Here is a 24,185-nt window from a genome sequence, read left to right as displayed (position 1 = left end):
AATGACTACGAACCGGGCGCACAGTTCTAAAAAAGATTAAGCACCGTGATCACCCGGTTTAGAGCATTCGCATTCAGGCTTCGTCCTTGAGCTTGAGCAACGGCTCCTGAAACCGCAGCAAACGACCGGCGTTACCCAACACCAGCAAGGTGCTGAGGTTATGCAGCAGCGCCGCAATCATCGCCCCGGCAGCGCCGAGCCAGCCAAACGCGGCGAAGGCCACGATAGCCAGGGTCCAGCCCAGACCGATGACCACATTCACCTGTAATGTCTGGCGGCACTGACGACTCAGGCGCACGCAGGTGCCGAGGCGGCGCAGGTCACTGCCGATCAGCACGATGTCCGCCGATGCCAGGGCGATGTCCGCACCGCCCGCGCCCATGGCCACACCCACCACGCCAGCCTTGAGGGCCAGGGAGTCGTTGATGCCATCTCCGACCACCATCGGCCGGAAACCGCTGTCGATTTCTTTCAGCACGCGGTTGAGTTTGTCTTCGGGCAGGGCTTGCGCTTCGACGTCACTGATCCCGACATCCCGAGCGAGCGTTTGCGCGACGCTGTGGCGGTCACCGGTGAGCAACAACTGGCGACCCAAGCCCAATTCACGCAACTCACCCAAGGCAAACTGCGCCTCGGGTTTGACGCTGTCGGCCAACAACAGCCAGGCGAGGAATTCACCATTGAGCGCCAACCCGGCAATCGGACCGTCATGATCGGGAACCGCCGTTGTGCTGATGCCCAGTTGCGCAAACAACTCCGGCCGACCGAGCGCCGCTTTGCCCTGCCCGGTCATCGCCACCACGCCCAGGCCCTGGCGCTCATGAATGTCGGAAAGCAGCAGGAAATGCTCCTGGGTCACCAACCCCGCGAGCGCACGACTGACCGGGTGACTGCTGGCCGAACCGAGGCTGGCAGCGAGCGTGAGGACAGGGCTGCGATCCTCCAGCGGGCTGTCGATGGATTGCAGGCGCAAGGTGCCGAAGGTCAGCGTCCCGGTCTTGTCGACCACCAGCGAAGTCAGGTCCGCCAACTCTTCGAGGAACGCAGAACTGCGGATCAGAATCCCGTGGCGTGCCGCTACCGCCACCCCGGCAATCGCCGTCGCCGGTGCCGATAACACCAGCGCACAAGGACAGGCCGCCACCAACACGGCGAGCATCGCTTGAGCGTTGTTGGTGATAAACCAGGTCACCGCCGCCAGCAGCAACACCAGCACCATATAGCTGCCGGCGTAACGCTCCAGCAGACGAGTGATCGGCGGTTTCGAGCGCTCGGCGTTTTGCATCAGGGCGATGACTTTGCCGAGGGTCGACTCCTGGCCGGTGCGGGTCACCTCAATCCGCAGCAAACCGTCGAGGTTGATCGCGCCACCGAACACCGACATGCCGACGCCCGCCTCCATCGGTACCGATTCGCCAGTAATGGAGGCGGTGTCCAGACTGGCCTGACCGGACAATACCCGACCATCCGCCGGCACCCGGTCCCCCGCGCGGACCTCAATCAGGTCGCCGGCCTTGAGCGTGCCATTGTCGACTTCGATGACGGAGCCGTCCGCCTGAACTTTGCGCGCGTGACTGCGGGTCAGTTTGCCGAGGGCGTGAATCGCCTCCTGGGAACCGATCACGCTGCGCTCCTCCAGCACGTGACCGAAGATCATGATGATCGGCAACAGAGCCGCCGTCAGCAGATCCCCGGTGGCCCAGGCACCCAGCATGGCCAGGGCGATCAATTGATCGGTGATGCCATGCAAGCTTGGATAGCGCAGGCTGTACCAGGCCGAGCGCATGACCGGCACGGCGACCAACAACGAGGCAAACCCCAGCAGCAGTTGGCTGACGCCGGTCTGTTCCGGCGCCAGCCAGCGCCAGATCAAGCCCAGCGCGAGCAGGCCCAATGCAAGCATGGCCAGGGTCAACTGGCGCGCGGCGCGGCGCTGTTCGGCCGAAGACAACAGGCTCGGTGCAGCGGCGATTTGAGCAGTCATTGTGCAGCTCCCTGAATGATCAGGCGGGAATCGTCTTTGGGATCGACCGTCGTGACCGAACCGGCCTGGCCAAGAATTTTCGGCATCCGCTCGCGATAGATGCGCAGCAGCATTTGCGGGTCAGTGCCCTGTTGTTGCGCCTTGGCCAGGCTCAACACCGTGGCCGTGTCGGTGGATGCTTTGGCCAGTCGTTCACTGGCCTGGGCATGGGCGACTTGCAGTGTTCTGTCGGCTTGCTCGTTGGCAGTTTGCGTCAGCTTTTCGGCTTCGGTACGCGCATTAGCCACGGCTTTGTCGGCCTGCTGACTCGCTGTGAGTACCGCATTGAAGGCATTGACCGCCGGGCTTGGCAGACTCGATTGCACATCGACCCGCGCCACTTCGATCCCCAGTCCCTGCCCCGTCGCGGTGAGTTCGGCCAGCCGTTGATTGATGCCCTGTACCAGATCGCCTCGTAAGCGCTCGCGTCGCTCCGCCGCCTGACTGTCAGCGCCGATCAATTCCGGGCGAGCGACCAGGATAGTGTCCAGATCCCGTGCGGCGCTGAGTGCCACAGCGCTACGGGTGACCAAGCGATCCAATGCGGGCAACACATGTTCGCCTTGAAGCACAAAGGCGTAGGGTTCGGTGACTTTGTAGAAAACCCGCACATCGAGTTGCACGACACCGGCATCACCCGTTAGCAGATAGCCGGAGCCTGCAAGGGCATCGCTGATGGGCGTGGCAAAACTGGCCACGCGATCTGCCTGCATCGCGGCACCACTGCGCAACAAACCTTCCACCCGACGCTCGATCACCCGATCCGCCGCTGGCAACAAAATCACCTGCTCGAACGGTTGCGGCCAGGCCAACAACAGCCCGGCATTCTGAATGCGATCCAGCGCGCCGAAATGCAAAACCACTGCGCGATTCTGCGGGTCGATCTGCCGCACATTGGAAAACGCCCACGCCAATGCCGCCAACACCGTTACCGCATACAAGGCCAGAAACGCCAAGCGCCCAGCCTGAATCCAAGGGCTGCTCAACTCATTTGTTCCACGTGGAACCAAACTCATGGCTGCGATCCGGATTTGTTGTCGAGGCTTGGCGGACCGTCAACCAACACCCGGAACGGTGCGGCATCGGTGCGCAAAATCAGCTTGGTCCCAGGCGTCACCACCGTGCCCAAAGTGTCGAGCGAGCGCAGCAGGTTGTAGAGCTGCGGCGACCCCGCGTAGGCGCGACCGTAAATCTGCGCCGCTTCCACCCGCGATTGCGCTTCGATATCTGCCGCTTTCACGGTGGCATCAGCCTGCACAATTCGCGCATCGCGCTCGGCGGCGGAACGAATTTGCGCGGCCTCGCGCTTGCCGATGGCCGTGCGCTCAGTGGCGATGGTTTCACGCTCGGCGCGCATCCGGTCGACCGTCGCAGTGAGCGTCACCGAAGGCAGCGTCAATCGTTCGATGCCGACCTGCAACACGCGCACGCCATACGTGGTGAGCAGCTGCTGATCGATTTGCTTGCGCAGTTGTGTTTCGAAATCGGCGATACGCACTTGGCTGGCATCGGTATTGACCAGGCTCGCCAAATCAAAACTGCTGGCAGTGGTTTCCAGTGCGGAGCCGACAAAGGTACGAATCTGCCGCGCGGCTTCATCAGGCTGGTTCTGCACCGCGCGCATGAAACGTTGCACATTGTCCGGATCGCCCTGCACCTGCCAAGCCACGTAGGCCTGAACAATGATGCGCAAACCGTCCCGGGTGCCGACATCCTGCAAACCGCTGGACGTGGTGCGCAGCCGTAGATCCACCGGGATTGCCGCCTCGAACGGTGCCGGCCAGCGCCAACCCAGGCCGGGCTCCAGAAAGACTCGCGATGGATTGCCGAAGCGCGTGATCACTGTGGCTTCCCCCGAACGCACCTGAACCACGCTTGCAGCGGCGACCGCAAACGCCACCAGCAATGCCGCCCACCCCATCCGACGCCATGGGAATGGACCAGCCTCCTGAGGATCGCCGTGGTGATGGTGATGGCCGTGGTGGTGATGCCCGCCATGACCGTGATCGTGTCCGGCGTGGTCATCGTGATCGTGCGTATGGGACTGGCTCAATTGGCAGCTCCTGGCTGAGCGGTTTTACGCGACGGCGCAGGGTCAACCGGCAGCGTGAAAGTACGGAGGTCGATGGTCGGCGCGTTGCTGCTGCCGCCTAGACGATGATCGAGCACCAGCAACTTGGCGTTGGCCAAACCCTGGGACAACTGACTGAAATACTGCTCCAGCAAGAAGGCCTGGCCAGCGCTGGCATAGGCCTTTTGCTCAGCGTTGAATTTCAGGTTCGCGGCCTCGGCACCAGCATTGATTTCTCGGGCGCTGGCCGTCGCCTGATCGTGGGCAATACTGGCCTGCAACTGAGCCTGATTGATGGCCTCGGCAGCGGCGCCGTGTTCTCGGGCGATCAAGGCTTGCGCGCCAATCTGCGCCGCTTGCACGCCGTGATAGGCATTGGCTGCACCGGCCGGAGGATGAATCGCCTCGACCACCGTGGCGAGAATTTCCACGCCGCTGTCGAGTTTTTGCAAGTCAGCCTGGACGGCGCGGCCAATTTCTTCGGCCAGCCCTACCCTGTCCTCGCCAAGCAAACCGTCGAGTGTGCGCGAGGCGAAGTCGTGAACCAGGATTCGGCTGGCGGTGCTGCGAATCAACATCGGCACATCGGCACTGTTATAGGTTGCGGCCAATGCCGCCTGATCGCTCAGCCCGATGCGATAGACGAATCTCACGTCCATGTTGACGATCTGAAAGCTCTGCTTGTCGGCTCGGCTGCTGGCGATCACCTGGGATTTATCGTTCACATGGCTGGCGTCCCAGAGGCGATTGGCGATTGTCGGGGCCGGGCCTTCCGCAGGGTCTGCCTGAGCAGGGGCCGTGGTTTCTCCAACACTGGTAGCCAACTCGTGAACCACGCCATTCTCGACGTTCAACACCCGGCCCAATGGCCAAGGTAGACCCATGTGCAAACCTGGGCCAAACACCTCCACTGGCTTGCCGAATCGCTCGTAGATGCCACGCCCTTGCAGGGCAATCTCGTGAATGCCGGTCAGCGACCAGCCAACCAGCGACACCACCGCCAACACCGGCAGGAACGCCCGACGCATGTAAGTGAAGGCCCAGATCTGTCGCAGGTCGATGCCGAAGCGGTTATGCAATTCGTGCTGCAACGCCAGCAATGGCTGTGGTGGCCAGCGCAGCATGTCGGCGACAAAACTGCGCGCCAACAGCTCCGGCTCAAGGCGGTCCCGGCGCGGGCTGAACAGTGACAACACCGCGCGCAGCAACAGTTCTGCCGCCACCAGCCCCGGCAGCAGTCCGATCAACACCGCCAGGCGTACAGGCCATACCGAGGTTTCATCGGCAAACAACAGACAAAAAGCACCGAGCATCAGGCTGATGATCGCCACACGAGCCAATTGCGCCAACGCAGCGGCTTCAGGCCATTGCGCGGTGTTTTCCTGAGCCAGATGGCGCTCCATCACCAACAGGCCGAATGCCAACAGTAAGGAGCACGCTGCCCCGACAGTGGCCGACAGGCCCAGCGCTGCCGGAGGCAACGCGAGGTTCCAGGCCTGTTCCACGCCCAATAGCGCCAACAATGCCCAGCCGCCAAGCCACAGCGTCGGCGCGCCGATTTGCCCCAGCAGGTGCTGCGATTGCTGGCTGATCCGGTCCAGCAAACGCTCATACCACCCCGAAGGCGCGACAGACTCGTCGACAACGACCACCGGCACTTCGGGATTCATCGCCAGCGCACGCCACTGGGTTACCCACCAGGCCGATTGCAAACCGGCCATCAGCACCACAGACGCCGCGCTCAGGTTCAGCAGCAACGCCGGCCACAGTGTTTGCGACGAAAACAGCCCGGCAAACAGCGCCAGCAACACACCCACCGACGCGAGTACGCCCGCACCGATGGCGAACTGGCGCAAACGCCGCCCTTGAATGAACGCCTGCTGAAAGCGCGGCAACCCGGCTAACGGCGCTTGATCAACATCGAGATCGACTTGCATACCACTCCAGAGTGTCTTCGCTTACAGGGCCATTCGTTACGATATAACGGAAATGGTGAAATTTCCGTATTCAAGCGCGCTATCTAAAGATGCCCAACCTGTCGCTTGGCTGAAGCCTTGACCGAAATGCAGCCGAACGCACATATTACGATCGTAATTTTATCAAGGAACTACTTTTACCCATCCCCTTTCGATCCAGGAGTACATCCATGAGCACTTATGACGTCGTGATACTTGGCGGTGGCCCCGGCGGTTACAACGCGGCGATCCGCGCCGGACAACTGGGTCTGAAGGCCGCCTGCGTGGAAGGACGCGCCACGCTCGGCGGCACCTGCCTGAACGTTGGTTGCATGCCATCCAAGGCGTTGCTGCATGCCTCCGAACTGTACGACGCGGCCATGGGTGCGGAATTCGCCAACCTGGGGATCGACGTCAAACCCAGCCTCAACCTCGCCCAGATGATGAAACAAAAAAATGAAAGCGTTACCGGGCTGACCAAGGGCATCGAATTTCTTTTTCGCAAGAACAAGGTCGACTGGATCAGAGGCTGGGGCCACATCGATGGGCCGGGCAAAGTCACGGTGACCGATAGCGCCGGCGGCAAGACAGTACTGAGCGCCAAGGACATCATCATCGCTACCGGTTCGGAGCCCACGCCCCTGCCCGGTGTAGACATCGATAACAAACGCATCCTCGATTCCACAGGCGCCCTGGCACTGAGCGAGGTGCCCAAGCACCTGGTGGTGATCGGCGCCGGTGTGATCGGCCTGGAACTGGGTTCGGTCTGGCGCCGCCTTGGGGCGCAGGTGACGGTGGTCGAGTTTCTCGACCGGATCTGCCCCGGCGTGGACATCGAAGCCGGCAAAACCCTGCAGCGCTCCCTGAGCAAGCAAGGCTTGAGTTTCAAATTGAGTTCAAAAGTGACCAGCGCCACCAGTTCCGCCAATGGCGTTCAGCTCAGCATCGAGCCTGCCGCTGGCGGTGCCGCCGAGTTGCTGGAAGCGGATTACGTATTGGTAGCCATCGGGCGCCGACCTTATACACAGGGCCTGGGCCTGGAGAACGTCGGCCTCGCCACGGACAAGCGCGGCATGCTCGCCAACAAAGGGCATCGCACAGATGCCGCCGGGGTCTGGGTGATTGGCGACGTGACCTCGGGTCCCATGCTCGCCCACAAGGCCGAGGACGAAGCCATGGCCTGCGTCGAGCAGATTGTCGGCAAGGCGGGCGAGGTCAATTACAACCTGATCCCCAGTGTGGTCTACACCAAACCGGAACTGGCCAGTGTCGGCAAGACCGAAGAGCAGCTCAAGGCTGAAGGCCGGGCGTACAAGGTCGGCAAGTTTCCCTTCACCGCCAACAGCCGGGCGAAGATCAACCATGAAACCGAAGGCTTCGCCAAAGTGCTGGCCGATGAGCACACGGACGAAGTCCTGGGCGTGCATCTGGTTGGCCCGAGCGTCAGTGAAATGATTGGCGAATATTGCGTGGCCATGGAGTTCAGCGCCTCGGCCGAAGACATCGCGCTGACCTGCCACCCACACCCGACCCGCTCCGAGGCCTTGCGTCAGGCGGCGATGAATGTGGAAGGGATGGCGACGCAGATGTAATCCAAAGGACTGGCGGTGACGGGGCCACCGCCTTCGTCGGAACGCCGCCCGGAGCAAGCCCGCTCCGGGCGGCGTTCCGACGAACGCAGACGACTCGGTTCAGAGCGGCAAATGCTCCAGCGGCAACGACCCCGGGGCCTTCACCGTATGAATCGCAAAGTTGCTGCGAATGTCGCTCACCCCCGGCAGCTTCAGCAAACGCCCGGTGAGAAAGCGGTCATAGGCACGCAAGTCCGGCACCACCACCTGCAGCAGAAAATCCGACTCCCCCGACACCAGAAACGCCGAAATCACCTCGGGCAATGCCGTCACCGCCAGGCGAAAGGCTTCGGCTTGTTCATCGTTGTGACGCTCGACCTTGACCCCGACAAACACCGTCAGCCCCAACCCCACTTCATCGCGATCCAGATTGGCCTGGTAGCCGCGAATCACCCCCGCCTCTTCAAGCATTCGCACCCGGCGCAAGCAAGGCGATGCCGACAGGCCGATCTCGTCTGCCAGTTGCACATTGCTCAGGCGGCCGTCCCGTTGCAGCGCGGCGAGAATCTTGCGGTCGTAAGCGTCCAGTTTCATGGTTTGGCAGATCCTGATGATTCAAGCTTGATTAAGTGGCAGATTATGCCAATACACGAGCGGATAGAAGCTGACAACGCAAGCACCTGCCCCGCCCTCCAGCCCTAGACTGGCACGACCAAATCGACAACGAACGGGGTGCAACATGCAAGGTCTCTGGCTGTTTTTCATGGCGCTGGCAGTGGTCTATCTGTTGCCGGGGCCCGACATGATCCTGCTGTTGCAGACCGGTGCCCGTCAGGGCAAAGGCGCCGCGCTATCTACGGCCGTGGGACTGGGCATCGCCCGGGGTTGCCATGTGGCATTGGCGGCGCTGGGGCTGGCGGCACTGTTCAAGGCCGCGCCATGGACCTTCGACCTGGTGCGCCTGGCCGGCGCCGCGTATCTGCTGTGGATCGGCATTCAGTGCCTGCGAACCACGATGCTGCCGAGCCTCACCAGCGCCGACACCACCGGCGAAAAACCACGTTGGGGCACGGCCATCCGACGCGGACTGCTGACCAACCTGCTCAACCCCAAGGCACTTTTGTTCTGCTCGGTGCTGCTGCCGCAATTCATCAACCCACAGGCCGGGCCGGTGCTCGGGCAATTTGCGACCTTGGGCGTGGTGCTGGTCGGCGTCGGTTTGCTGTTCGACAGCGCATACGCCCTGGTCGGCGCGGCACTCGGCCGTTGGCTGCAACGCAGCCCCTCAGCCCAGCGCCTGCAACAATGGTTGTTCGGTAGCCTGTTGATCGGTTTCGCCGTACGGTTGACCTTTGTGCAACAGGCTTGAACCTCACTGCGCCTTGCGGCGGCGATTGATCAGGAGTAATGCCGCCGCCGTGACCACAATCACGCCGCCATACTGCAACGGCTTCTTGTACGGCCGCAGCGCTGAACGCACGGAATCGGTAACCTGGGTCACGTAGCGCTTGTCGGCGTTCTGGAAGTCGGGATACGGGCATTGATGACCGAAATTGAACGCCCAATCCACGTACGGCCCCTCTTTGACATAGCGCTGGTAGAAAGCGTTTTCTTCTTCAAGACTGCTGTTCCAGCCTGCAGCCGCGCACAGCACTGCCGCAAAGGCCTGGCTGGTGTGAGGCAAATTGTCGGCCGCACGGCTGGCCAATGCCGTGGCCACAAAACGATAGTGATAACGCTCATCGGGCTGAGCAACGCTGGCCTGCTGGCGCTTCACTTCGCCCACGGTTACTAACGGCCCGACCTTGAGTTCGGTACTTTCCAGACTGTAGTTGCCGCCGAATGTGGCGTAATCCGGGGCCATTTCATAACCGAGGATTTCCATTCCCCACGTGCGCGCGACCCCGGCCGAGTTAAACAGCGCAGCAGCGCGAGTCGTGGGCCACCTGGCAGAATCCGCCTCTTTGCGTAATATTGCGTATGACTTGGCCTTGTTCTGCAAATCGACGTTATCGAAGTACGCCGGCGCCTCCTCGTAATGCCCCTCGCGCAACAAACGTCGCCCCAGCAGATTGCGCAGGCTCGCCGCCACCGGCAAGGGCACATAATTGTCGCGGTCCTGCTGGCTGAGCGGCGGCGGTGCCGGCACCTGCGTGTCGACGTAGTGCTTGAGTTCTTCGAGGGTCAACACGCGCTCGGCAACGGTGGCAGCGTCGAACCAGTAAATGCTTTGGCTGCGATACAGCTGATCGAAGGCCTGCAGGTAATCCCCGCGTTGCAGCGCCAGGATCGCACTTTCACCCTCGACCCGGCATTTGGGCTGAAGCGTTTCGTAATCGTAGTCCGGTGTGCGGCGCTCGCCCCAGGATTCATTCTGCGGGAAGGCCTGGGCTGCTTTGGCATAGGCTGCGGCGGCCGCACTCTTATCACCCTCGCGCACCGCCAGCTTGGCCCGCAACCACCAGGCCAATCCGCCATCGCCGGCATGTTCGAGGAAAGCCTTGGCGCTGGCGTAATCACCCTGTTGATAATTCATCGCTGCCAGGCGGTCGGCGTTTTCGAGACTGCCACGAGTGCTGTTTTGCAGCAGCTTGATCATTTTCTGTTCGTTGGGCGGTTGATCGCCGAACGACCAACCCAACCGGCTGATCAGCGACGCGGTCACCAATTGCTGCACGGGTTGGCCCTTGAGCAACTCGGCTACTTGATCCTCCGGCAGCGTCATCAGGTCCGCCATCAACAGTTTCAGTGAGGTGTAACCTACTGCGGATCCGTGCAGATTCTGCGTGGCGTAGAGCTCGATGGCGCGGTTCCAGTCGCCGGCGGTGCGTACCACCCGGGCTTCTTCACCGAGGCTGGCGACACCCAGTTCCAGTGGGTCGCTGAAACCGTCGATGCTCAGTTGCCGGGTTTGCTCGAAGGCCTTGGCGGATTGTTCGAGCAGACCCGGAGCCGCATTGGCTTCGACGCTCATGGCAAACAACGCACGCCCCAACGAGTAAGCCGCCCAGGTGCTGCGCGAAGCCCGTTGCTCGGCGGGCAAGGCCAGCACTTTCTTGAAATACCCGGCGGCCAAGGCGGAATCACCCGCGCCAAATGCCACAGCGCCGGCCAGATACAATCTGAGCTCAGGCGGCAGTTGCGCCCCTTCGGTTTCAACCTGATGGGCATCCGTCAGGCTGCGCAGGTGTTTCACCAACACCTGTTGCTCAGCGGAAAGTCCCGCCTGCTCGGCTTGATCCCGCAGCGCTACAGCATCAGGTTCATCCGAGTAGTCGACGTTGGCGGTGACGCTCTTCAATCCGTTGATGGCGTGGCCGAGGCGGCTGATTTCGAAGCTGAAGTTGCCTTCCGGCAGTTCCGCCAACGACTGGCCACGGTTATCCAGCAGGCGCATGGGGAAGTCCGGGCCGCAGGCCAGCGCCGAACCCAGCGGCAGGCTTAGGCTCAGGCAAAGCAAATGACGCGGCCAGTTACGGGTGAACATTCGAACCTCCTTGATCAATGTGTGCGCAGCGAGCCCAACCAATGGCACGCTGTCCGCCGGCCGGTATTCGGCCATCGCGCAGGCGGGTGAAGGTAAGCAGATCCGGACGCTGTTGCAACGCGTAACCGGCCAAGGCATCGGCTCCCTCACAACCGCTGACCGCCAGTGTCAGGCGTTCGGGCCAGGCGCGGTCGAGGTTGCCCTGGTTGCTGATGCCGATGTCATAGAGGCCATTGTCGGCCGAGAGTTTCAGGTTCAATTGACTGTCGAGCACATCTCCACGCGCCACGGCGCGCAAGGTGCTCAGGCTCCAGGCCCGACGGTCGTTGGCCAATGGCAGGCGAAACCAGATCAGGCCCGCCAGATGTTTCGGTGGATCGGACCGCAGCTCGGTACCGAGGGTGTGCAATGACTGCGGATCGGCGAGCAACTCCCGGCGCAGGCCTCCGCGCTCCACCGTGACTTCGCTTTCCACAACGGGTGCGCCACCCGCCGATGGCAGCAACCCCACGCCATAGGCTGGCAGCGCCAGATAGAAAGGTTTTGTCGTGATTCGGCTCCAGGCCTTCACCCATTGCCGGGCCTGATCGGCATCAAACAAACCACGACGCGGATCGCTCACCGCGTGCACCTGCAACACGCTGCTGTCGACTGTGGATAACAACGCCGGCAGTTCGCGACTGTCGAGCCAGGACGGCAACGCGGTGATGCTCAGGGGCAGCGACGTCGGCAGCGCTGCGCGCAACTGCGCGAGAAACTGGCGGTAGGCCGGCAGCCGAGCGTTACCGGCATCGTGGTCGATTTCCACGCCGGCGAGGTTCACCTCCTGCCCCTGCCAATCGCTGATCACCTGCCGGATTTGCGCGGTGATCTCATCCTGATCCAGCGCCTTGAGCTGCCCATCCAGGCGAATCACCGCAATCACCGGCCGACCATCACGCTTGAGCAGTGCCGGATCAATCCGGGCCTGACTCCAGCCGGCGTTGGGGAAAGCCTGCAAGGCCAGCACCCGCAGGGTCGAAAAATCGGCGCGGCTGTCCCGAAGGGCGGCGTCGTGGGCCGGTGTCCACTGCCGCTGCCAGACGTAAAGCTGTTGATCCAGCGGCGGTGCATCCTGTCTTTCGCAACCGGTGGTGAGCACCAGCGCCATCAGAAAGACCATCGAACGAGTGAAAAAAACCATTGAAACGCCTGTTCCTGAAATGCAGAAAGGGCCTCTGCGGCCCTTTTTAGTTCTGCTCACTACCCTACCCAGCCATCGACCGGCGGGCAATGTTCGCCTGCAATGATCTTCAGATATCGAGTACCAACGGCTGCGCCCCCTGCGCCGGAATCGCACAGCAAATCAGCACCTGTCCGTCATCCGGCACCTCCGCTGGCGGCAGTGGGTAATGCACCTGGCCGCTGATCAGGCGTGTCTTGCAGGTGCCGCAGGAGCCGCCGCGACAGCTGAACTCCGGACGCAGGCCACGGCTTTCCGCCAGCTCCAGCAAGCTGCCGCCGTCTGGCTGCCAACGCGCCTCCTTGGCCGAACGCTGGAACATCACGGGCACGGATGTGGTGGCGGCGGGCGGTTGCTCGATGACCACCGCATCGGGGTCCGGTCGCCGCCGCAAGGTGGACGGGCCGAAGGTTTCGGCGTGAATCCGCGAATCGCGAATGTCCAACTCGCGCAAGCCGTCGTACAGCGCCTGGGTAAAACTCCCGGGACCACAGACGACAAAATCCGGCTGATCGTAGTCCTCGACTGTCAGCAGATCCTTGAGCAGCGCGACGTCGATCCGTCCACCGAGGTCGAAATCATCTCCTTGCATCGCTTCGGCTTCCGGTTGGCTAAGCAAGCGCACCACCCGCACCGCGTCTCCGGCATCCTCGAGCAAGCGATCCAGCTCCCGGCGAAACGGCTGGTCGGCCAGCGTGCGCGAACTCTGGATTAACCAGGTCGGCCGTATACGACGGGTACGCAATCCTTGGTAAACCACCTCCCGCAGCATCGACAACAGCGGCGTGATGCCGACCCCGGCCGCCAGCAACACCAAAGGCCGACGCTCATGGGGCGCCACGGTGAAATGCCCTTGTGGCGCCCGTGCTTCCAACAGGTCACCAACACGAATCTGCTCATGCAAATGCGTAGACACCCGCCCGTCACGCTTCACGCTGATGCGGAAAAAATCATCGGACGGCGCGCTCGATAAACTGTACGTGCGGATTTGCACATCGCCGTCAATGTTGAAGCGCAGGGGCAAATGCTGCCCGGCCTGGAACAGTGGCAACCCGGCCCCATCGGCGGACTCCAGGTAAATCGAGCGAATGCTGTGGCTTTGCGCTTCAATCCGCGCCACCCGCAACGGCCGCCATTGATCGCCCAGGGCCTTGGCCTGCAAACGCGCCTTGGCCTGCTCCCAGGTGCCAGTGAGCAAACTGGTGGGTGAAACACCGTCGAAACGCCAGCGCAACGCCAGGGCGGCGGGGCGACGTACCACCTGCTCGACATCGATTGTCCACAGGCGCTCGGCGCCCTGGAACGCCTCGACCTGAGGGCCGTCCAGGATGATTTCTGTGCGCCCGCTGAGCTGCAGCAAATCACCGGTATTGAAATCGATGAACAACAACCCGGCCCGGGGATTGAGCAGCAGGTTGCCCAAGGTGTTGAAATGCAGGTTGCCGGCGAAGTCCGGGATGGTCAGGCGATTGCCTTCCACCTGTACGAAACAGGCCTGACCGCCGCGGTGAGAAACATCCACCGAGCGTTCACCGTCGACGTCCACATAACTGGCAACGAAGAAGGTGTCCGCCTCGGCGATCATGGCTTTGGCCGCATCATCCAGTTCGCTGAAGTGCTGGGCAACACGCGTCGAGGGATCGGCCAGCGGCACCGAGCGAAACTGGCGCAGCTGAATGTACTGCGGGCAATTGCCGAAGGACTGATCCACCGTCACCGCGAAACCGTCCTTGGACATGGCGCGGACATGCCCATTGATGCGATTACGGCGGCGAGTGTGCAACTCGATGCCCAACAGGCCGATGGCCGAGCCGTCGCTCAACTGCGCGGGATCATCAAAGGCCGGCAGGCTGCGAAACTGCAGCAAGCCAGGTTCCGGCGAGTGCGCAAAACCGGGCTGACCTTCCAGGATGCTGGCCCAGGGATGACCCTCAGCATCCACCGCTGCGTACAGCATGAACGGCAATTGCTGATAGAAGGTTCGGTGCTGGTCCGGCATCTCGCTACGAATTACCTTACGACCGAACGCCTCCATTCGTTCGGCAACGCCCACATGCGCCTGCAATTGTTTCTCGCCGGCATGCCAGGGTGAACGGTCCATACGGCTGCTCCCTTGCGCCTGTGGCGCAGAACGGGGCGGCCCGGCAACACCGGGCCACCAGCATCAGGCGGTTTTTTGCAGGCCGGCGACGGTGCGTGGCATGCCGACAAACCCCGGCAAGGCTTCGATGCGGGCCAGCCAGGCGCGAATGTTGGCGTACTCGTCCAGCGACACATTGCCCTCAGGCGCGTGGGCGACGTAGCTGTAGACGGCGACGTCGGCAATCGTCGGTTCAGTGCCGGCCAGGTACGGCGTACTGGCCAGCTCGTGATCGATCACTTTGAGCACGGTATGGGCGTAGGCAATCACTTCTGCTGCGTTGTAAGGCGCGCCAAACACAGTGATCAATCTTGCCCGGGCAGGGCCGAAGGCAATCGGACCGGCAGCCGCCGACAACCAGCGCTGTACCTTGGCGGCCCCTACGGGATCAGCCGGCAGCCAGCGACCGTTGCCGTACTTTTGCGCCAGGTAAACCAGAATTGCGTTGGAATCGGCCAACACCACGCCTTGGTCATCAATCACCGGCACCTGACCGAATGCATTGAGCGCCAGAAACGCCGGTTGCTTGTGTTCGCCCTTGGCGAGGTCAACGAAGATCAATTCCGTCGGCAATTTCAGCAGGGACAGCATCAACTCGACACGATGAGCGTGGCCGGAACGTGGGAAGTTGTAGAGTTTGATCGCTTGCATGGTCGACACCTCGGGGTGAGTGCTGCTGTTCAGGAGTGAGATGGGTCATATCTTCTACTCACATCTAAACCAACAGAATCACCAGCCAACGCAATCCATTATTTCAGCGGGTGAAATAATTCAACGCTTGAGCGCCGGATGCTCGCGCAGGGTCTTCACCGCGAAATCGACAAAACTGCGCACCCGGGCCGGCGCTTTACGCCCGCCCTGATAGACCACATGGATGGGCAATGGTGGCAGTTCGAATTCGGCCAGGATGATTTCCAGCTCGCCGGCAGCCACCTTGCTCGCCACTTGATAAGACAGTACCCGGGTGAATCCCAACCCCAGGCAGGCTGCCGTGATGGCCGCCTGATTCGCCGTCACCACCAGCCGTGGTTCAGCCCGGACACTCAAGGTTTCGCCGTCTTCAATGAATGGCCAACTCCTGAGTTGGCCAATTGCCGAGGTCGCGATAATCGGCGCCTGGGCCAGCTCCCGGGGATGCCTGGGCCGACCATGGCTGGCCAGAAATTGTGGTGAGGCGCAGATCACCCGACGCACCTCGCCGACCCGAATCGCATGCTGGTTGCTGTCGGGTAGCTCGCCGATACGAATGGCCACGTCGACGCCCTCCTCGACCACGCTCACCACCCGGTCCACCAGCAGCGCGTTGATGCAGACCTCGGGGAATTGCGTCAGATAATTCACCATCAACGGCGTGACAAACAGCTCGCCAAACAAGACCGGTGCGGTGATGGTCAGTTGCCCACGGGGATGGATATGGCTGCCTGCTGCCGAGTCCTCGGCTTCCTGTACCTCGGCGAGAATTCTCCGACAGTCCTCCAGGTATCGCTGGCCGGCCTCGCTCAAATACACACTGCGCGTGGTACGCGTGAGCAGTTGTGTGCCAATCCGCTTCTCCAGCGCCGCTACCGCTCGGGTGACACTGGCCGCCGACAGGCCCAAACCCCGCGCCGCCGCCGAAAAACCCTGCTCCTTGGCGACAGCAGCGAAGACCTGCATTTCCTGGAAGCGGTCCATGGGACTGTCCTCATTTCAGATAGATAAATCGCAACCGAAGACCGGAATTTTAATCGTTCAACTACATAGTTGGGCCCGCGACCATCAGGTAGAGCAATGGGCTACTGCACTCTAGCGCCGGCACCGTAAAAACCAAGCGTGTCACAAACCTTGATTATTGATAATTAATGAGGATTATTTTCTTGCGAGGGGTGCGACTGTTGGCAATTATCCTGAGCAGCCCGCTGCAACGGTTAATGCCCGGTAGAGAAAAAGAGCCATTGGTTCAGCTTCCAGACCGCTTCAGGCAGGGGCTCGCAGCGGACTCCATCAACTACAGCAGAATTCCAGCCTGTATAAACGGGCGGAATATACGACTGCTCCTATACTACAAACCACCCCGTTACCTATTGGGTTTTTGGTAGGTACCTCGTTGATGTTTTCTCTACTTAAAGTAAGGCGTTATGGGTTTTTTAACGCTTGGACGGCTGTCCGTCGATCCTGCTTTTTTGGATTCCCTTAGTAGGGAAGAGTTGAACTTCAACGGCCTGGCTAACCTGTGTGACACCGCAAGGAGTTCGACAATGTTGCGCACTAACATTTCCGCTAGAGCACTGTCCGGTGGTTTGCTCGACGTACTGATTCGCGCCGGGCTGATTACGGTGCTGGTACTGTTTTGCTTCCAGATCTTCCACCCCTTTCTCAACCTGATGCTCTGGGCAATGATTCTGGCCATCACCCTGTATCCACTGCATGGGCTCATCAAGCGCAAGCTGGTCAACAAGGACGGTCGTGCCGCCACCCTGATCGTGGTGGTAGCCCTGGCTTTGCTGATGGTGCCGATCTACTTGCTGGGCACCTCGATCAGTGAGTCGGTCCAGGCCACCCTGGCGATCCTCAAGTCCGATACGTTGCAGATTCCGCTTCCCAGCGAAAAAATCGCCTCCTTGCCACTCATTGGCGAGCCGCTCTATGGCTACTGGATGCAGGCCGCCACTGACATGAGTAGCGTGGTGATGAAGGTACTGCCCTATATCAAGTCCGTCGGCCTGACCTTGTTGGGCAAAATGGCCGACGTTGGCGTGGGCTTTCTATTGTTCATCGGTGCCCTGATCATTGCCGGCGTGTTCATGGCCTACGGCGAAAATGGCGAAAGAAGCGCCCTTGCCATCACCTCGCGCCTTTCCGGACCAGAACGTGGCCCTCGCATTACTGTGCTGTGCACTGCGACCATCCGCGCGGTCGCCCAGGGCGTAGTGGGCATCGCGTTTATCCAGATGTTGCTGGTTGGCGTGGGCTTCGTGCTCATGGGTGTCCCCGGTGCCGGGCTGCTGGCCATGGTGGCGCTGTTGATGGGAATCATGCAATTGCCGGTGCTGCTGGTGACCATCCCGGTGATCGCTTATGTCTTCGCCACCGAAGGGACCAGCCTGGCCACCGTCGTGTTTGGCATCTACAGCCTGATCGCCGGGATGGCCGACAACGTCCTCAAGCCATTGATGCTGGGTCGTGGCGTCGATGTCCCGATGCCGGTGATTCTGATTGGCGCCTTGGGCGGCATGGTGAGCGGCGGCTTCATCGGTTTGTTCATCGGGCCGGTTGCGCTGGCGGTGGGCTACCAACTGTTCTGGCAATGGGTCCAGGACCAACCGACTGTCGAGGTCCTGAACGAGACACCCGAGATCGAGGCGTTGAACGAGACACCGACGATAGAGGCAACGAACGATCAGCGTCCTGTCTGAGGAGTTTGCGCTTGATGCCACGCCCTGCTCGCATCAGCCGGCTTCTGCTCTGTGGCACCGTCGTCCTGGGGGGCTGCGTACAACTGGGCCCGGATTTCCAGTCGCCGGCCCAGCCCTGGGTCGACCACTGGAACAGCCCGGCCCTGGAGATCGCCGGCCAACAACACGCGCAACCTGACAGCCGTCAATGGTGGCGCGTGTTCAACGACCCGGTGCTGGACCATTTGATGGCCGAAGCCGATGCCCACAACCCCGACCTGCACGTCGCTGGCCTGCGGGTCATGGAGTCCCGGGCGCAATTGGGTATCGCCCTGAGTGGACGCTACCCGCAATTGCAGCAGGCCAGCGCCGACAGCCTGTACCTGAACCGTCGACAGTCGGGCGGCGCCAACCCCCAGGACACGAATTTCTGGCAACACAGCGTCGGCTTCGATATCGGCTGGGAGCTGGATTTCTGGGGGCGTTTCAGCCGTGCCATCGAGTCGGCCGATGCGTCCTGGTTTGCCGCCCAGGCCAACTACGAAAATGCCCTGGTGCTGTTGCACGCGCAGCTGGCACAAAACTACTACGCCTTGCGCACCGCCGAGGCGCGCCTGGCCATCGCCCGCAGCAACGCCAAACTGCAAAAACGCAGCTACGAGATCACCGAGCGCCTGTTCAACAGCGGGGCCGAAGCCGAACTCGATCTGCAACAAGCCAAGACCCAGTACCTGGGCACCCTGAGCACCATCCCGGACTTCGAGAGCCAGGTGGCGAGCCTGCGCAATGCGTTGTCCACCCTGATCGGCCAGCCGCCCGGCTCGATCCCTGACCTCAATCGCAACACCGGCTTAGTGCCGCTGCTCGATACCGCGGTCTTGCAAGATGTGCCGGCCAACCTCCTGGTGCGACGCCCCGATGTACGCGCTGCCGAGCTGCAAGTAGCAGCGCAGTCGGCATTGATCGGTGTGGCCGAGACCGACCTGTACCCCTCCATCAGCCTGCTGGGCAGCATCGTCTGGTCCGCCAGCTCGCTCAATGGTGCGTCCAACACCCTCGACATGGTGGCCGGCCCCAGCCTGCGCTGGGACATCTTCGACCACGGCCGGATCACCAACAACGTTCGCGTGCAGGACGCGCGCTTGCAGCAATTGATCGTTATCTACCAGGACAGCGTGCGCCAGGCGGCACGTGAGGCCGACGATGCCGCGACCGGCTTGATCAAGGCACTGGAGCGCGACCAAATTCTCAGTGACGCATCGGTGGCCGCCCAACGTTCGGTGACCCTGGCCAACGCCCAATACCGCGAAGGCTATTCGGATTTCCAGCGCGTGCTGGATGCCCAGCGAGCCCTGTTTGCCCAACAGGATACCTATCTGGTCAACCGTGGCACCGCGGTCAACAGCCTGATCGCCCTGTACAAGGCCTTGGGCGGAGGCTGGTACAGCGACCAGCCGATAGTCGACCCGGCCACCCGCAAACAAATGCAAGAACGGACCGATTGGGGCGATCTGCTCGACGAACCGAAGGAAAGTGCCCATGACTGACAGCCAACAACCGGCCGCCGAGAAAGCCCCGGCACCCGCCGCCGACCCTGCGAAAAAAGCGATCAACTGGGTGGTGCTGCTGGTCATCCTGAGCCTGGTCTGGTACCTGATGGCCGACCGCTACACCCCCTACACGCAACAGGCACGGGTGCAGGCCTTCATTGTACCGGTGGCCGCCGAGGTATCCGGTCGGGTGACCAAGGTGCATGTACGCAACAACCAGGACGTCAAGGCCGGCGAATTGCTGTTTGAAGTCAATCCGGAGCAGTACCAGATCGCCGTCGATCGCGCCCGCGCCGACCTTGAATCGACCCGTCGCCAGGTAGGCGCCAACACCGCCGGCGTCGACTCCAAGCAAGCGTCCCTGCGTGCATCCCAGGCCAACGAGCTCAAGGCACGCCAGGACATCCAGCGGCTTGAACGCCTGTACAGCGAAGACCCGGGCACCATCTCGCTGCGCCGCCTGGAGATATCCCGCGCCACCCTGTCAGAATCCATCAGCCAGGTCGCCGCGGCCAAGGCCGAAGTGCAACGTGCACGGGAACAACAGGGCGGTAACGAAGACGAAAACGCCCAACTGCTCAGCGCCGCCAGCAACCTTGAAAAAGCCGAGCTGGACTTGAGCAACACGAAGATCCACGCACGCTCGGCCGGCCTGATCACCGATTTGCGCACCGATGTCGGCCAGTTCGCCGCCGCCGGTGCTCCGGTGATGACCCTGATCGCTATCCACGATGTGTGGATCAGCGCCGACATGACCGAAAACAATCTGGGAAGCGTGCAGCCCGGGACGCCGGTGTCCATCATCCTCGACGCCCACCCGGGCAGAATTTTCAAAGGCCATGTGCGCAGCGTCGGCTATGGCGTCGATATCGGCCAGACCACCCAGCCGGGCAGCCTGCCGACAGTAGAGAACAGTCGCGATTGGCTACGCCCTGCCCAGCGCTTTCCGGTCATCATCGAGTTCGAGCCCGGTGAGTTGACCGGCCCGCAAGGTATCCGGTCCGGCGGACAGGCCGAAGTCATGGCATTCCCGAGTGAAAGTAACCCGCTGAATATCCTGGGTCGCCTGTTCCTGCGCGTGATGAGCTGGATGTCCTATGCGTATTGAGCGTCCGGCCCGGGTTCAGCGCGCCCTGCGCCTGAGCTTCGGTACGGCGCTGTGCCTGGCGACGAGCTTTGGTCTGGCCCTGCCCATCCCGTTCCTCTCGCCGATGCTGGCGCTGATGATGCTGGCAGCGATGAACCGACCGTTGCCATTCAAGGCCAGCCTGGGCCTGATCCTGATCCTTATGCTGACCACCGGGACCGGCCTGCTGCTCATTCCCCTGCTGCGTTACTACCCGTTCAGTGGCGTGCTGCTGGTCGGACTGTGCCTGTTCATGGCCTTCGGTTATGGCCTGCGCGGCGGCAACCCGCTGGTGGCAACCTTCCTGGTGGTGGGCCTGACCTTGATCAGTTCGGCCGGAACCGCTGAATTCGCCTTGGCGCTTGAAGTGATCGTGGCCTTGGTCAAGGGCCTGTTCCTGGCCGTCACCACGCTGACCATCAGCCATTGGCTGTTTCCCGACCCCGCCAGTGCCCCCGCGGCCAAACCCGGCCCGAGCCTTACGCCAACCGAAAGCGGTTGGCTGGCGCTACGGGCCACGCTGGTGGTGCTGCCGACTTTCCTGCTGGCCATGATCGACCCGGCCAGCTACCTCCCGATCATCATGAAAGCCGTCAGCCTCGGCCAACAAAGCTGCGCGACCAGCGCTCGCACCGCCGGCCAGGAATTGCTCGGCTCGACCCTGCTCGGTGGCCTGATGGCGATCCTTTTCTGGTGCGCGCTGAGCCTGTTCGTCAACCTGTGGATGTTCTTTCTGTGGATGCTGCTGTTCGGATTGCTGGCGGCCAGAAAGCTCTATGGCCTGTCCCTGACCCGACAACCACCGAGCTTCTGGCTCAACAGCCTGGCGACCCTGATCATTCTGCTCGGCCAATCGGTGCAGGACAGTGCCGCGGGCAAAGATGTCTACACAGCCTTCGCCATTCGTATGGGCCTGTTCATCCTGGTGACCTTGTATGCCTGTGTGATGGTCTATCTGCTGGACACGCGGCGTAAGCGTCGAATTACGACCGCCTAGAAACAGAAAAACCCCCTGAAAAGGGGGTTTTTCATCTGTGGATAACTTATTCCACAGTAACCGACTTCGCCAAATTGCGCGGCTGGTCAACATCGGTGCCCTTGAGCACGGCGACGTAGTACGACAGCAGCTGCAGCGGGATGGTGTAGAGAATCGGCGACAGGATGTCGTGGATGTGCGGCATGTGCACCACGTGGGTGCCTTCACCGTTGGTCATGCCGGCCTTCTCGTCTGCGAAGACGATCAACTGGCCACCGCGGGCGCGGACTTCCTGGAGGTTGGACTTCAGCTTCTCCAGCAGTTCGTTGTTCGGCGCCACGGTCACCACTGGCATGTCGTTATCCACAAGCGCCAACGGGCCGTGTTTCAGCTCGCCGGCCGGATAGGCTTCGGCGTGGATGTAGGAGATTTCCTTGAGCTTGAGTGCCCCTTCCATCGCTACCGGGAACTGCGCGCCACGGCCGAGGAACAGCGTGTGGTGTTTCTCGGCGAACAGCTCGGAGATTTTTTCCACGGTGCTGTCCATGGCCAGCGCTTCGCCCAGACGGGTCGGCAAACGACGCAGTTCTTCGACCAGCGTCGCTTCGACGCCTTTGGCCAAGGTGCCACGAACCTGACCCAGGGAAAGCGTCAGCAACAACAGGCCAACCAGTTGCGTGGTGAAGGCTTTGGTCGATGCCACACCGATTTCGCGACCGGCCTGGGTCAACAGGGTCAGATCGGATTCACGCACCAGCGAACTGATACCGACGTTGCAGATCGCCAGGCTGGCGAGGTAGCCCAGTTCCTTGGCGTTGCGTAGCGCGGCCAGGGTGTCGGCAGTTTCACCGGACTGGGAAATGGTCACGAACAAGGTGTCCGGCTGCACCACTACCTTGCGGTAGCGGAATTCGCTGGCGACTTCGACCTGGCAAGGAATGCCGGCCAGTTCTTCGAGCCAGTAACGCGCGACCATGCCGGCGTGGTAACTGGTGCCGCACGCGACGATCTGTACGTTGCGTACTTTGGCGAACAGTTCGGCCGCCTGTGGGCCGAATGCCTGTACCAGTACCTGATTCTGGCTCAGACGACCTTCCAGGGTGCGCTGCACCACGGATGGTTGCTCGTGGATTTCCTTGAGCATGAAGTGGCGGAACTCGCCCTTTTCAGCGGCTTCGGCACCGTCGCGATACTGCACGGCTTCGCGCTCGACAGCCTGGCCGTTGACGTCCCAGATCTTCACGCTGTCGCGGCGGATTTCGGCGATATCGCCTTCTTCCAGGTACATGAAGCGGTCGGTGACCTGACGCAGGGCCAACTGGTCGGACGCCAGGAAGTTTTCCCCCAGGCCCAGGCCGATCACCAGCGGGCTGCCGCTACGGGCTGCGACCAGACGATCAGGTTGCTTGGAGCTGATCACTGCCAGGCCATAAGCGCCGTGCAGTTCCTTGACCGTTGCCTTGAGGGCCACGGTCAGGTCGCTCAGATCCTTGAGTTTGTGATTCAGCAGGTGAGCGATGACTTCGGTGTCGGTGTCCGAGGTGAACACATAACCCAGGGCCTTGAGTTGTTCACGCAGGGCTTCGTGGTTTTCGATGATGCCGTTGTGCACTACTGCCAGGTCGCCGGAGAAATGCGGGTGGGCATTGCGCTCGCACGGTGCACCGTGGGTGGCCCAGCGGGTGTGGGCGATGCCCAGACGACCGACCAGCGGCTCGTTGGTCAATGCCTGCTCCAGTTCACTGACCTTGCCCGGACGACGCAGGCGCTCGAGTTTTTCATCGTTGGTGTAGACCGCCACGCCAGCGCTGTCATACCCACGGTATTCGAGGCGCTTCAGGCCTTCGACGAGGATGGCGGTGATGTTACGTTCTGCGACTGCGCCGACAATTCCACACATGCTATTTCTCCTGACTGACAGCCGCGCATATCAAAGTGATGCCGCGGGCCTGAATCTGATCGCGAGCCTCAAGTGGCAGGCGTTCATCGGTAATAAGGGTATGGACACTGCTCCAGGGCAGTTCCAGGTTGGGAATCTTGCGGCCGATCTTGTCGGCCTCCACCATCACGACCACTTCGCGGGCGACTTCGGCCATGACTCGGCTCAGCCCGAGCAGTTCGTTGAAGGTGGTTGTACCGCGAACCAGATCGATGCCATCGGCACCGATAAACAACTGGTCGAAATCGTAGGATCGTAGTACCTGCTCGGCAACCTGCCCCTGAAAGGACTCGGAATGCGGGTCCCAGGTACCCCCGGTCATCAATAGCACCGGTTCGTGCTCAAGCTCGCTCAGGGCATTGGCGACATGCAACGAGTTGGTCATCACCACCAGGCCGGGTTGCTGGCCGAGTTCCGGGATCATGGAGGCGGTGGTACTGCCACTGTCGATAATGATGCGCGCATGCTCGCGTATCCGCGCGACGGCGGCACGGGCGATGGCTTGCTTGTATTTGGAAACCGGCTGACCAAGGTCCGCGACCAACTCCTGAGGCATGGTGATCGCCCCGCCGTAACGACGCAGCAACAGGCCATTGCTTTCAAGTGCCGCCAGATCCTTGCGAATCGTAACTTCCGACGTTTCGAAGCGCTTGGCCAACTCATCCACACTGACTTCGCCCTGCTCATTGAGCAAGGCGAGGATATTGTGACGACGCTGAGGGGTATTGCGCTTCGACATGAGCTTGTAAGT

General features: G+C 61.5%; 18 protein-coding genes. 6 read left to right on the top strand and 12 right to left on the bottom strand.

From position 1 onward, the window contains the following. Positions 1 to 73: 73 nt before the first annotated feature. Genes ASD95_RS00700 through hflK (ASD95_RS00685) form a run of 4 tightly spaced genes read right to left on the bottom strand, consistent with a single transcriptional unit; the run spans position 74 to position 6,031 of the window. On the bottom strand, positions 74 to 1,984 hold the full coding sequence (locus ASD95_RS00700; RefSeq protein ID WP_056726793.1) for a cation-translocating P-type ATPase: 1,911 nt from the start codon (positions 1,982 to 1,984) through the stop codon (positions 74 to 76). Further along, complete coding sequence (gene hflK, locus ASD95_RS00695; RefSeq protein ID WP_056726792.1) at positions 1,981 to 3,039, bottom strand: protease modulator HflK; 1,059 nt, start codon at positions 3,037 to 3,039, stop codon at positions 1,981 to 1,983. The genes ASD95_RS00700 and hflK (ASD95_RS00695) overlap by 4 nt, the downstream gene beginning before the upstream one ends. After that, the gene (gene hflC, locus ASD95_RS00690) at positions 3,036 to 4,076 is read right to left on the bottom strand and encodes a protease modulator HflC (RefSeq protein ID WP_082563004.1); all 1,041 of its coding nucleotides are present in this window, start codon (positions 4,074 to 4,076) and stop codon (positions 3,036 to 3,038) included. Before hflC ends, hflK (ASD95_RS00695) begins: the two co-directional genes overlap by 4 nt. Then, positions 4,073 to 6,031: a protease modulator HflK gene (gene hflK, locus ASD95_RS00685; RefSeq protein WP_056726790.1), complete on the bottom strand. Its 1,959-nt coding sequence runs from the start codon at positions 6,029 to 6,031 to the stop codon at positions 4,073 to 4,075. The genes hflC and hflK (ASD95_RS00685) overlap by 4 nt, the downstream gene beginning before the upstream one ends. Before the next feature lie 209 nt (positions 6,032 to 6,240). Between hflK (ASD95_RS00685) and lpdA the strand changes: the two genes are divergently transcribed. After that, positions 6,241 to 7,641 (top strand): dihydrolipoyl dehydrogenase, encoded by a 1,401-nt coding sequence (gene lpdA, locus ASD95_RS00680; RefSeq protein ID WP_056726789.1) that lies wholly within the window; start codon positions 6,241 to 6,243, stop codon positions 7,639 to 7,641. Between the two features lie 99 nt (positions 7,642 to 7,740). Here the strand turns inward: lpdA and ASD95_RS00675 are convergent, their stop codons facing one another. Further along, positions 7,741 to 8,214 (bottom strand): Lrp/AsnC family transcriptional regulator, encoded by a 474-nt coding sequence (locus ASD95_RS00675; protein ID WP_008045644.1) that lies wholly within the window; start codon positions 8,212 to 8,214, stop codon positions 7,741 to 7,743. 145 nt (positions 8,215 to 8,359) lie between these two features. Between ASD95_RS00675 and ASD95_RS00670 the strand changes: the two genes are divergently transcribed. Then, positions 8,360 to 8,989, top strand: a complete 630-nt coding sequence (locus tag ASD95_RS00670) for a LysE family translocator (protein WP_056726788.1) — start codon at positions 8,360 to 8,362, stop codon at positions 8,987 to 8,989. Between the two features lie 3 nt (positions 8,990 to 8,992). Here the strand turns inward: ASD95_RS00670 and ASD95_RS00665 are convergent, their stop codons facing one another. The 5 genes from ASD95_RS00665 to ASD95_RS00645 all read right to left on the bottom strand — a co-directional run bounded on the left by ASD95_RS00665 (position 8,993) and on the right by ASD95_RS00645 (position 16,143). Continuing rightward, positions 8,993 to 11,107 (bottom strand): hypothetical protein, encoded by a 2,115-nt coding sequence (locus ASD95_RS00665; protein WP_056726787.1) that lies wholly within the window; start codon positions 11,105 to 11,107, stop codon positions 8,993 to 8,995. Then, positions 11,094 to 12,290 carry a DUF3142 domain-containing protein gene (locus tag ASD95_RS00660; RefSeq protein WP_056726786.1) on the bottom strand — a complete coding sequence of 399 codons (1,197 nt, stop codon included), beginning with the start codon at positions 12,288 to 12,290 and terminating at the stop codon, positions 11,094 to 11,096. Before ASD95_RS00660 ends, ASD95_RS00665 begins: the two co-directional genes overlap by 14 nt. Before the next feature lie 109 nt (positions 12,291 to 12,399). After that, a complete protein-coding gene (locus ASD95_RS00655; protein ID WP_056726785.1) occupies positions 12,400 to 14,430 on the bottom strand; it encodes a 2Fe-2S iron-sulfur cluster-binding protein in 2,031 nt (676 codons plus the stop codon). A 63-nt stretch (positions 14,431 to 14,493) separates the two neighbouring features. Beyond that, complete coding sequence (locus ASD95_RS00650) at positions 14,494 to 15,120, bottom strand: glutathione S-transferase family protein (protein ID WP_056726784.1); 627 nt, start codon at positions 15,118 to 15,120, stop codon at positions 14,494 to 14,496. Between the two features lie 120 nt (positions 15,121 to 15,240). Continuing rightward, positions 15,241 to 16,143, bottom strand: a complete 903-nt coding sequence (locus ASD95_RS00645; RefSeq protein ID WP_056726783.1) for a LysR family transcriptional regulator — start codon at positions 16,141 to 16,143, stop codon at positions 15,241 to 15,243. 563 nt (positions 16,144 to 16,706) lie between these two features. On the opposite strand from ASD95_RS00645, the gene ASD95_RS00640 reads away from it, so the two are divergent. Genes ASD95_RS00640 through ASD95_RS00625 form a run of 4 tightly spaced genes read left to right on the top strand, consistent with a single transcriptional unit; the run spans position 16,707 to position 21,516 of the window. Next, positions 16,707 to 17,864 (top strand): AI-2E family transporter, encoded by a 1,158-nt coding sequence (locus ASD95_RS00640; protein WP_056726782.1) that lies wholly within the window; start codon positions 16,707 to 16,709, stop codon positions 17,862 to 17,864. Positions 17,865 to 17,878: 14 nt separating this feature from the next. After that, entirely contained in the window at positions 17,879 to 19,390 is a 1,512-nt protein-coding gene (locus ASD95_RS00635) for an efflux transporter outer membrane subunit (RefSeq protein ID WP_056726781.1), read from the top strand. Further along, complete coding sequence (locus tag ASD95_RS00630) at positions 19,383 to 20,501, top strand: HlyD family secretion protein (RefSeq protein WP_056726780.1); 1,119 nt, start codon at positions 19,383 to 19,385, stop codon at positions 20,499 to 20,501. The genes ASD95_RS00635 and ASD95_RS00630 overlap by 8 nt, the downstream gene beginning before the upstream one ends. Then, positions 20,491 to 21,516: a DUF2955 domain-containing protein gene (locus ASD95_RS00625; RefSeq protein WP_056726779.1), complete on the top strand. Its 1,026-nt coding sequence runs from the start codon at positions 20,491 to 20,493 to the stop codon at positions 21,514 to 21,516. The genes ASD95_RS00630 and ASD95_RS00625 overlap by 11 nt, the downstream gene beginning before the upstream one ends. A gap of 46 nt (positions 21,517 to 21,562) precedes the next feature. Here ASD95_RS00625 and glmS read toward each other — a convergent pair whose 3' ends face one another. After that, a complete protein-coding gene (glmS, locus tag ASD95_RS00620; RefSeq protein ID WP_056726778.1) occupies positions 21,563 to 23,395 on the bottom strand; it encodes a glutamine--fructose-6-phosphate transaminase (isomerizing) in 1,833 nt (610 codons plus the stop codon). Between the two features lies 1 nt (position 23,396). Beyond that, positions 23,397 to 24,173 (bottom strand): DeoR family transcriptional regulator, encoded by a 777-nt coding sequence (locus ASD95_RS00615; protein WP_008018362.1) that lies wholly within the window; start codon positions 24,171 to 24,173, stop codon positions 23,397 to 23,399. Positions 24,174 to 24,185 lie beyond the last annotated feature (12 nt).

This window comes from Pseudomonas sp. Root71 (assembly GCF_001429045.1).
GTDB classification, from domain to species: Bacteria; Pseudomonadota; Gammaproteobacteria; order Pseudomonadales; family Pseudomonadaceae; genus Aquipseudomonas; species Aquipseudomonas monachiensis.
Note: the sequence above shows the minus strand (reverse complement) of the source record. Positions and strands in the feature narration are given on the sequence as shown.

Bases quoted from the DNA above. Each gene is read 5' to 3' on its own strand.
- ASD95_RS00700 (WP_056726793.1), bottom strand. From the start codon at position 1,984: ATGACTGCTCAAATCGCCGCTGCACCGAGCCTGTTGTCTTCGGCCGAA.
- hflK (WP_056726792.1), bottom strand. From the start codon at position 3,039: ATGAGTTTGGTTCCACGTGGAACAAATGAGTTGAGCAGCCCTTGGATT.
- hflK (WP_056726790.1), bottom strand. From the start codon at position 6,031: ATGCAAGTCGATCTCGATGTTGATCAAGCGCCGTTAGCCGGGTTGCCG.
- lpdA (WP_056726789.1), top strand. From the start codon at position 6,241: ATGAGCACTTATGACGTCGTGATACTTGGCGGTGGCCCCGGCGGTTAC.
- ASD95_RS00675 (WP_008045644.1), bottom strand. From the start codon at position 8,214: ATGAAACTGGACGCTTACGACCGCAAGATTCTCGCCGCGCTGCAACGG.
- ASD95_RS00670 (WP_056726788.1), top strand. From the start codon at position 8,360: ATGCAAGGTCTCTGGCTGTTTTTCATGGCGCTGGCAGTGGTCTATCTG.
- ASD95_RS00665 (WP_056726787.1), bottom strand. From the start codon at position 11,107: ATGTTCACCCGTAACTGGCCGCGTCATTTGCTTTGCCTGAGCCTAAGC.
- ASD95_RS00660 (WP_056726786.1), bottom strand. From the start codon at position 12,290: ATGGTTTTTTTCACTCGTTCGATGGTCTTTCTGATGGCGCTGGTGCTC.
- ASD95_RS00655 (WP_056726785.1), bottom strand. From the start codon at position 14,430: ATGGACCGTTCACCCTGGCATGCCGGCGAGAAACAATTGCAGGCGCAT.
- ASD95_RS00650 (WP_056726784.1), bottom strand. From the start codon at position 15,120: ATGCAAGCGATCAAACTCTACAACTTCCCACGTTCCGGCCACGCTCAT.
- ASD95_RS00645 (WP_056726783.1), bottom strand. From the start codon at position 16,143: ATGGACCGCTTCCAGGAAATGCAGGTCTTCGCTGCTGTCGCCAAGGAG.
- ASD95_RS00640 (WP_056726782.1), top strand. From the start codon at position 16,707: ATGTTGCGCACTAACATTTCCGCTAGAGCACTGTCCGGTGGTTTGCTC.
- ASD95_RS00635 (WP_056726781.1), top strand. From the start codon at position 17,879: ATGCCACGCCCTGCTCGCATCAGCCGGCTTCTGCTCTGTGGCACCGTC.
- ASD95_RS00630 (WP_056726780.1), top strand. From the start codon at position 19,383: ATGACTGACAGCCAACAACCGGCCGCCGAGAAAGCCCCGGCACCCGCC.
- ASD95_RS00625 (WP_056726779.1), top strand. From the start codon at position 20,491: ATGCGTATTGAGCGTCCGGCCCGGGTTCAGCGCGCCCTGCGCCTGAGC.
- glmS (WP_056726778.1), bottom strand. From the start codon at position 23,395: ATGTGTGGAATTGTCGGCGCAGTCGCAGAACGTAACATCACCGCCATC.
- ASD95_RS00615 (WP_008018362.1), bottom strand. From the start codon at position 24,173: ATGTCGAAGCGCAATACCCCTCAGCGTCGTCACAATATCCTCGCCTTG.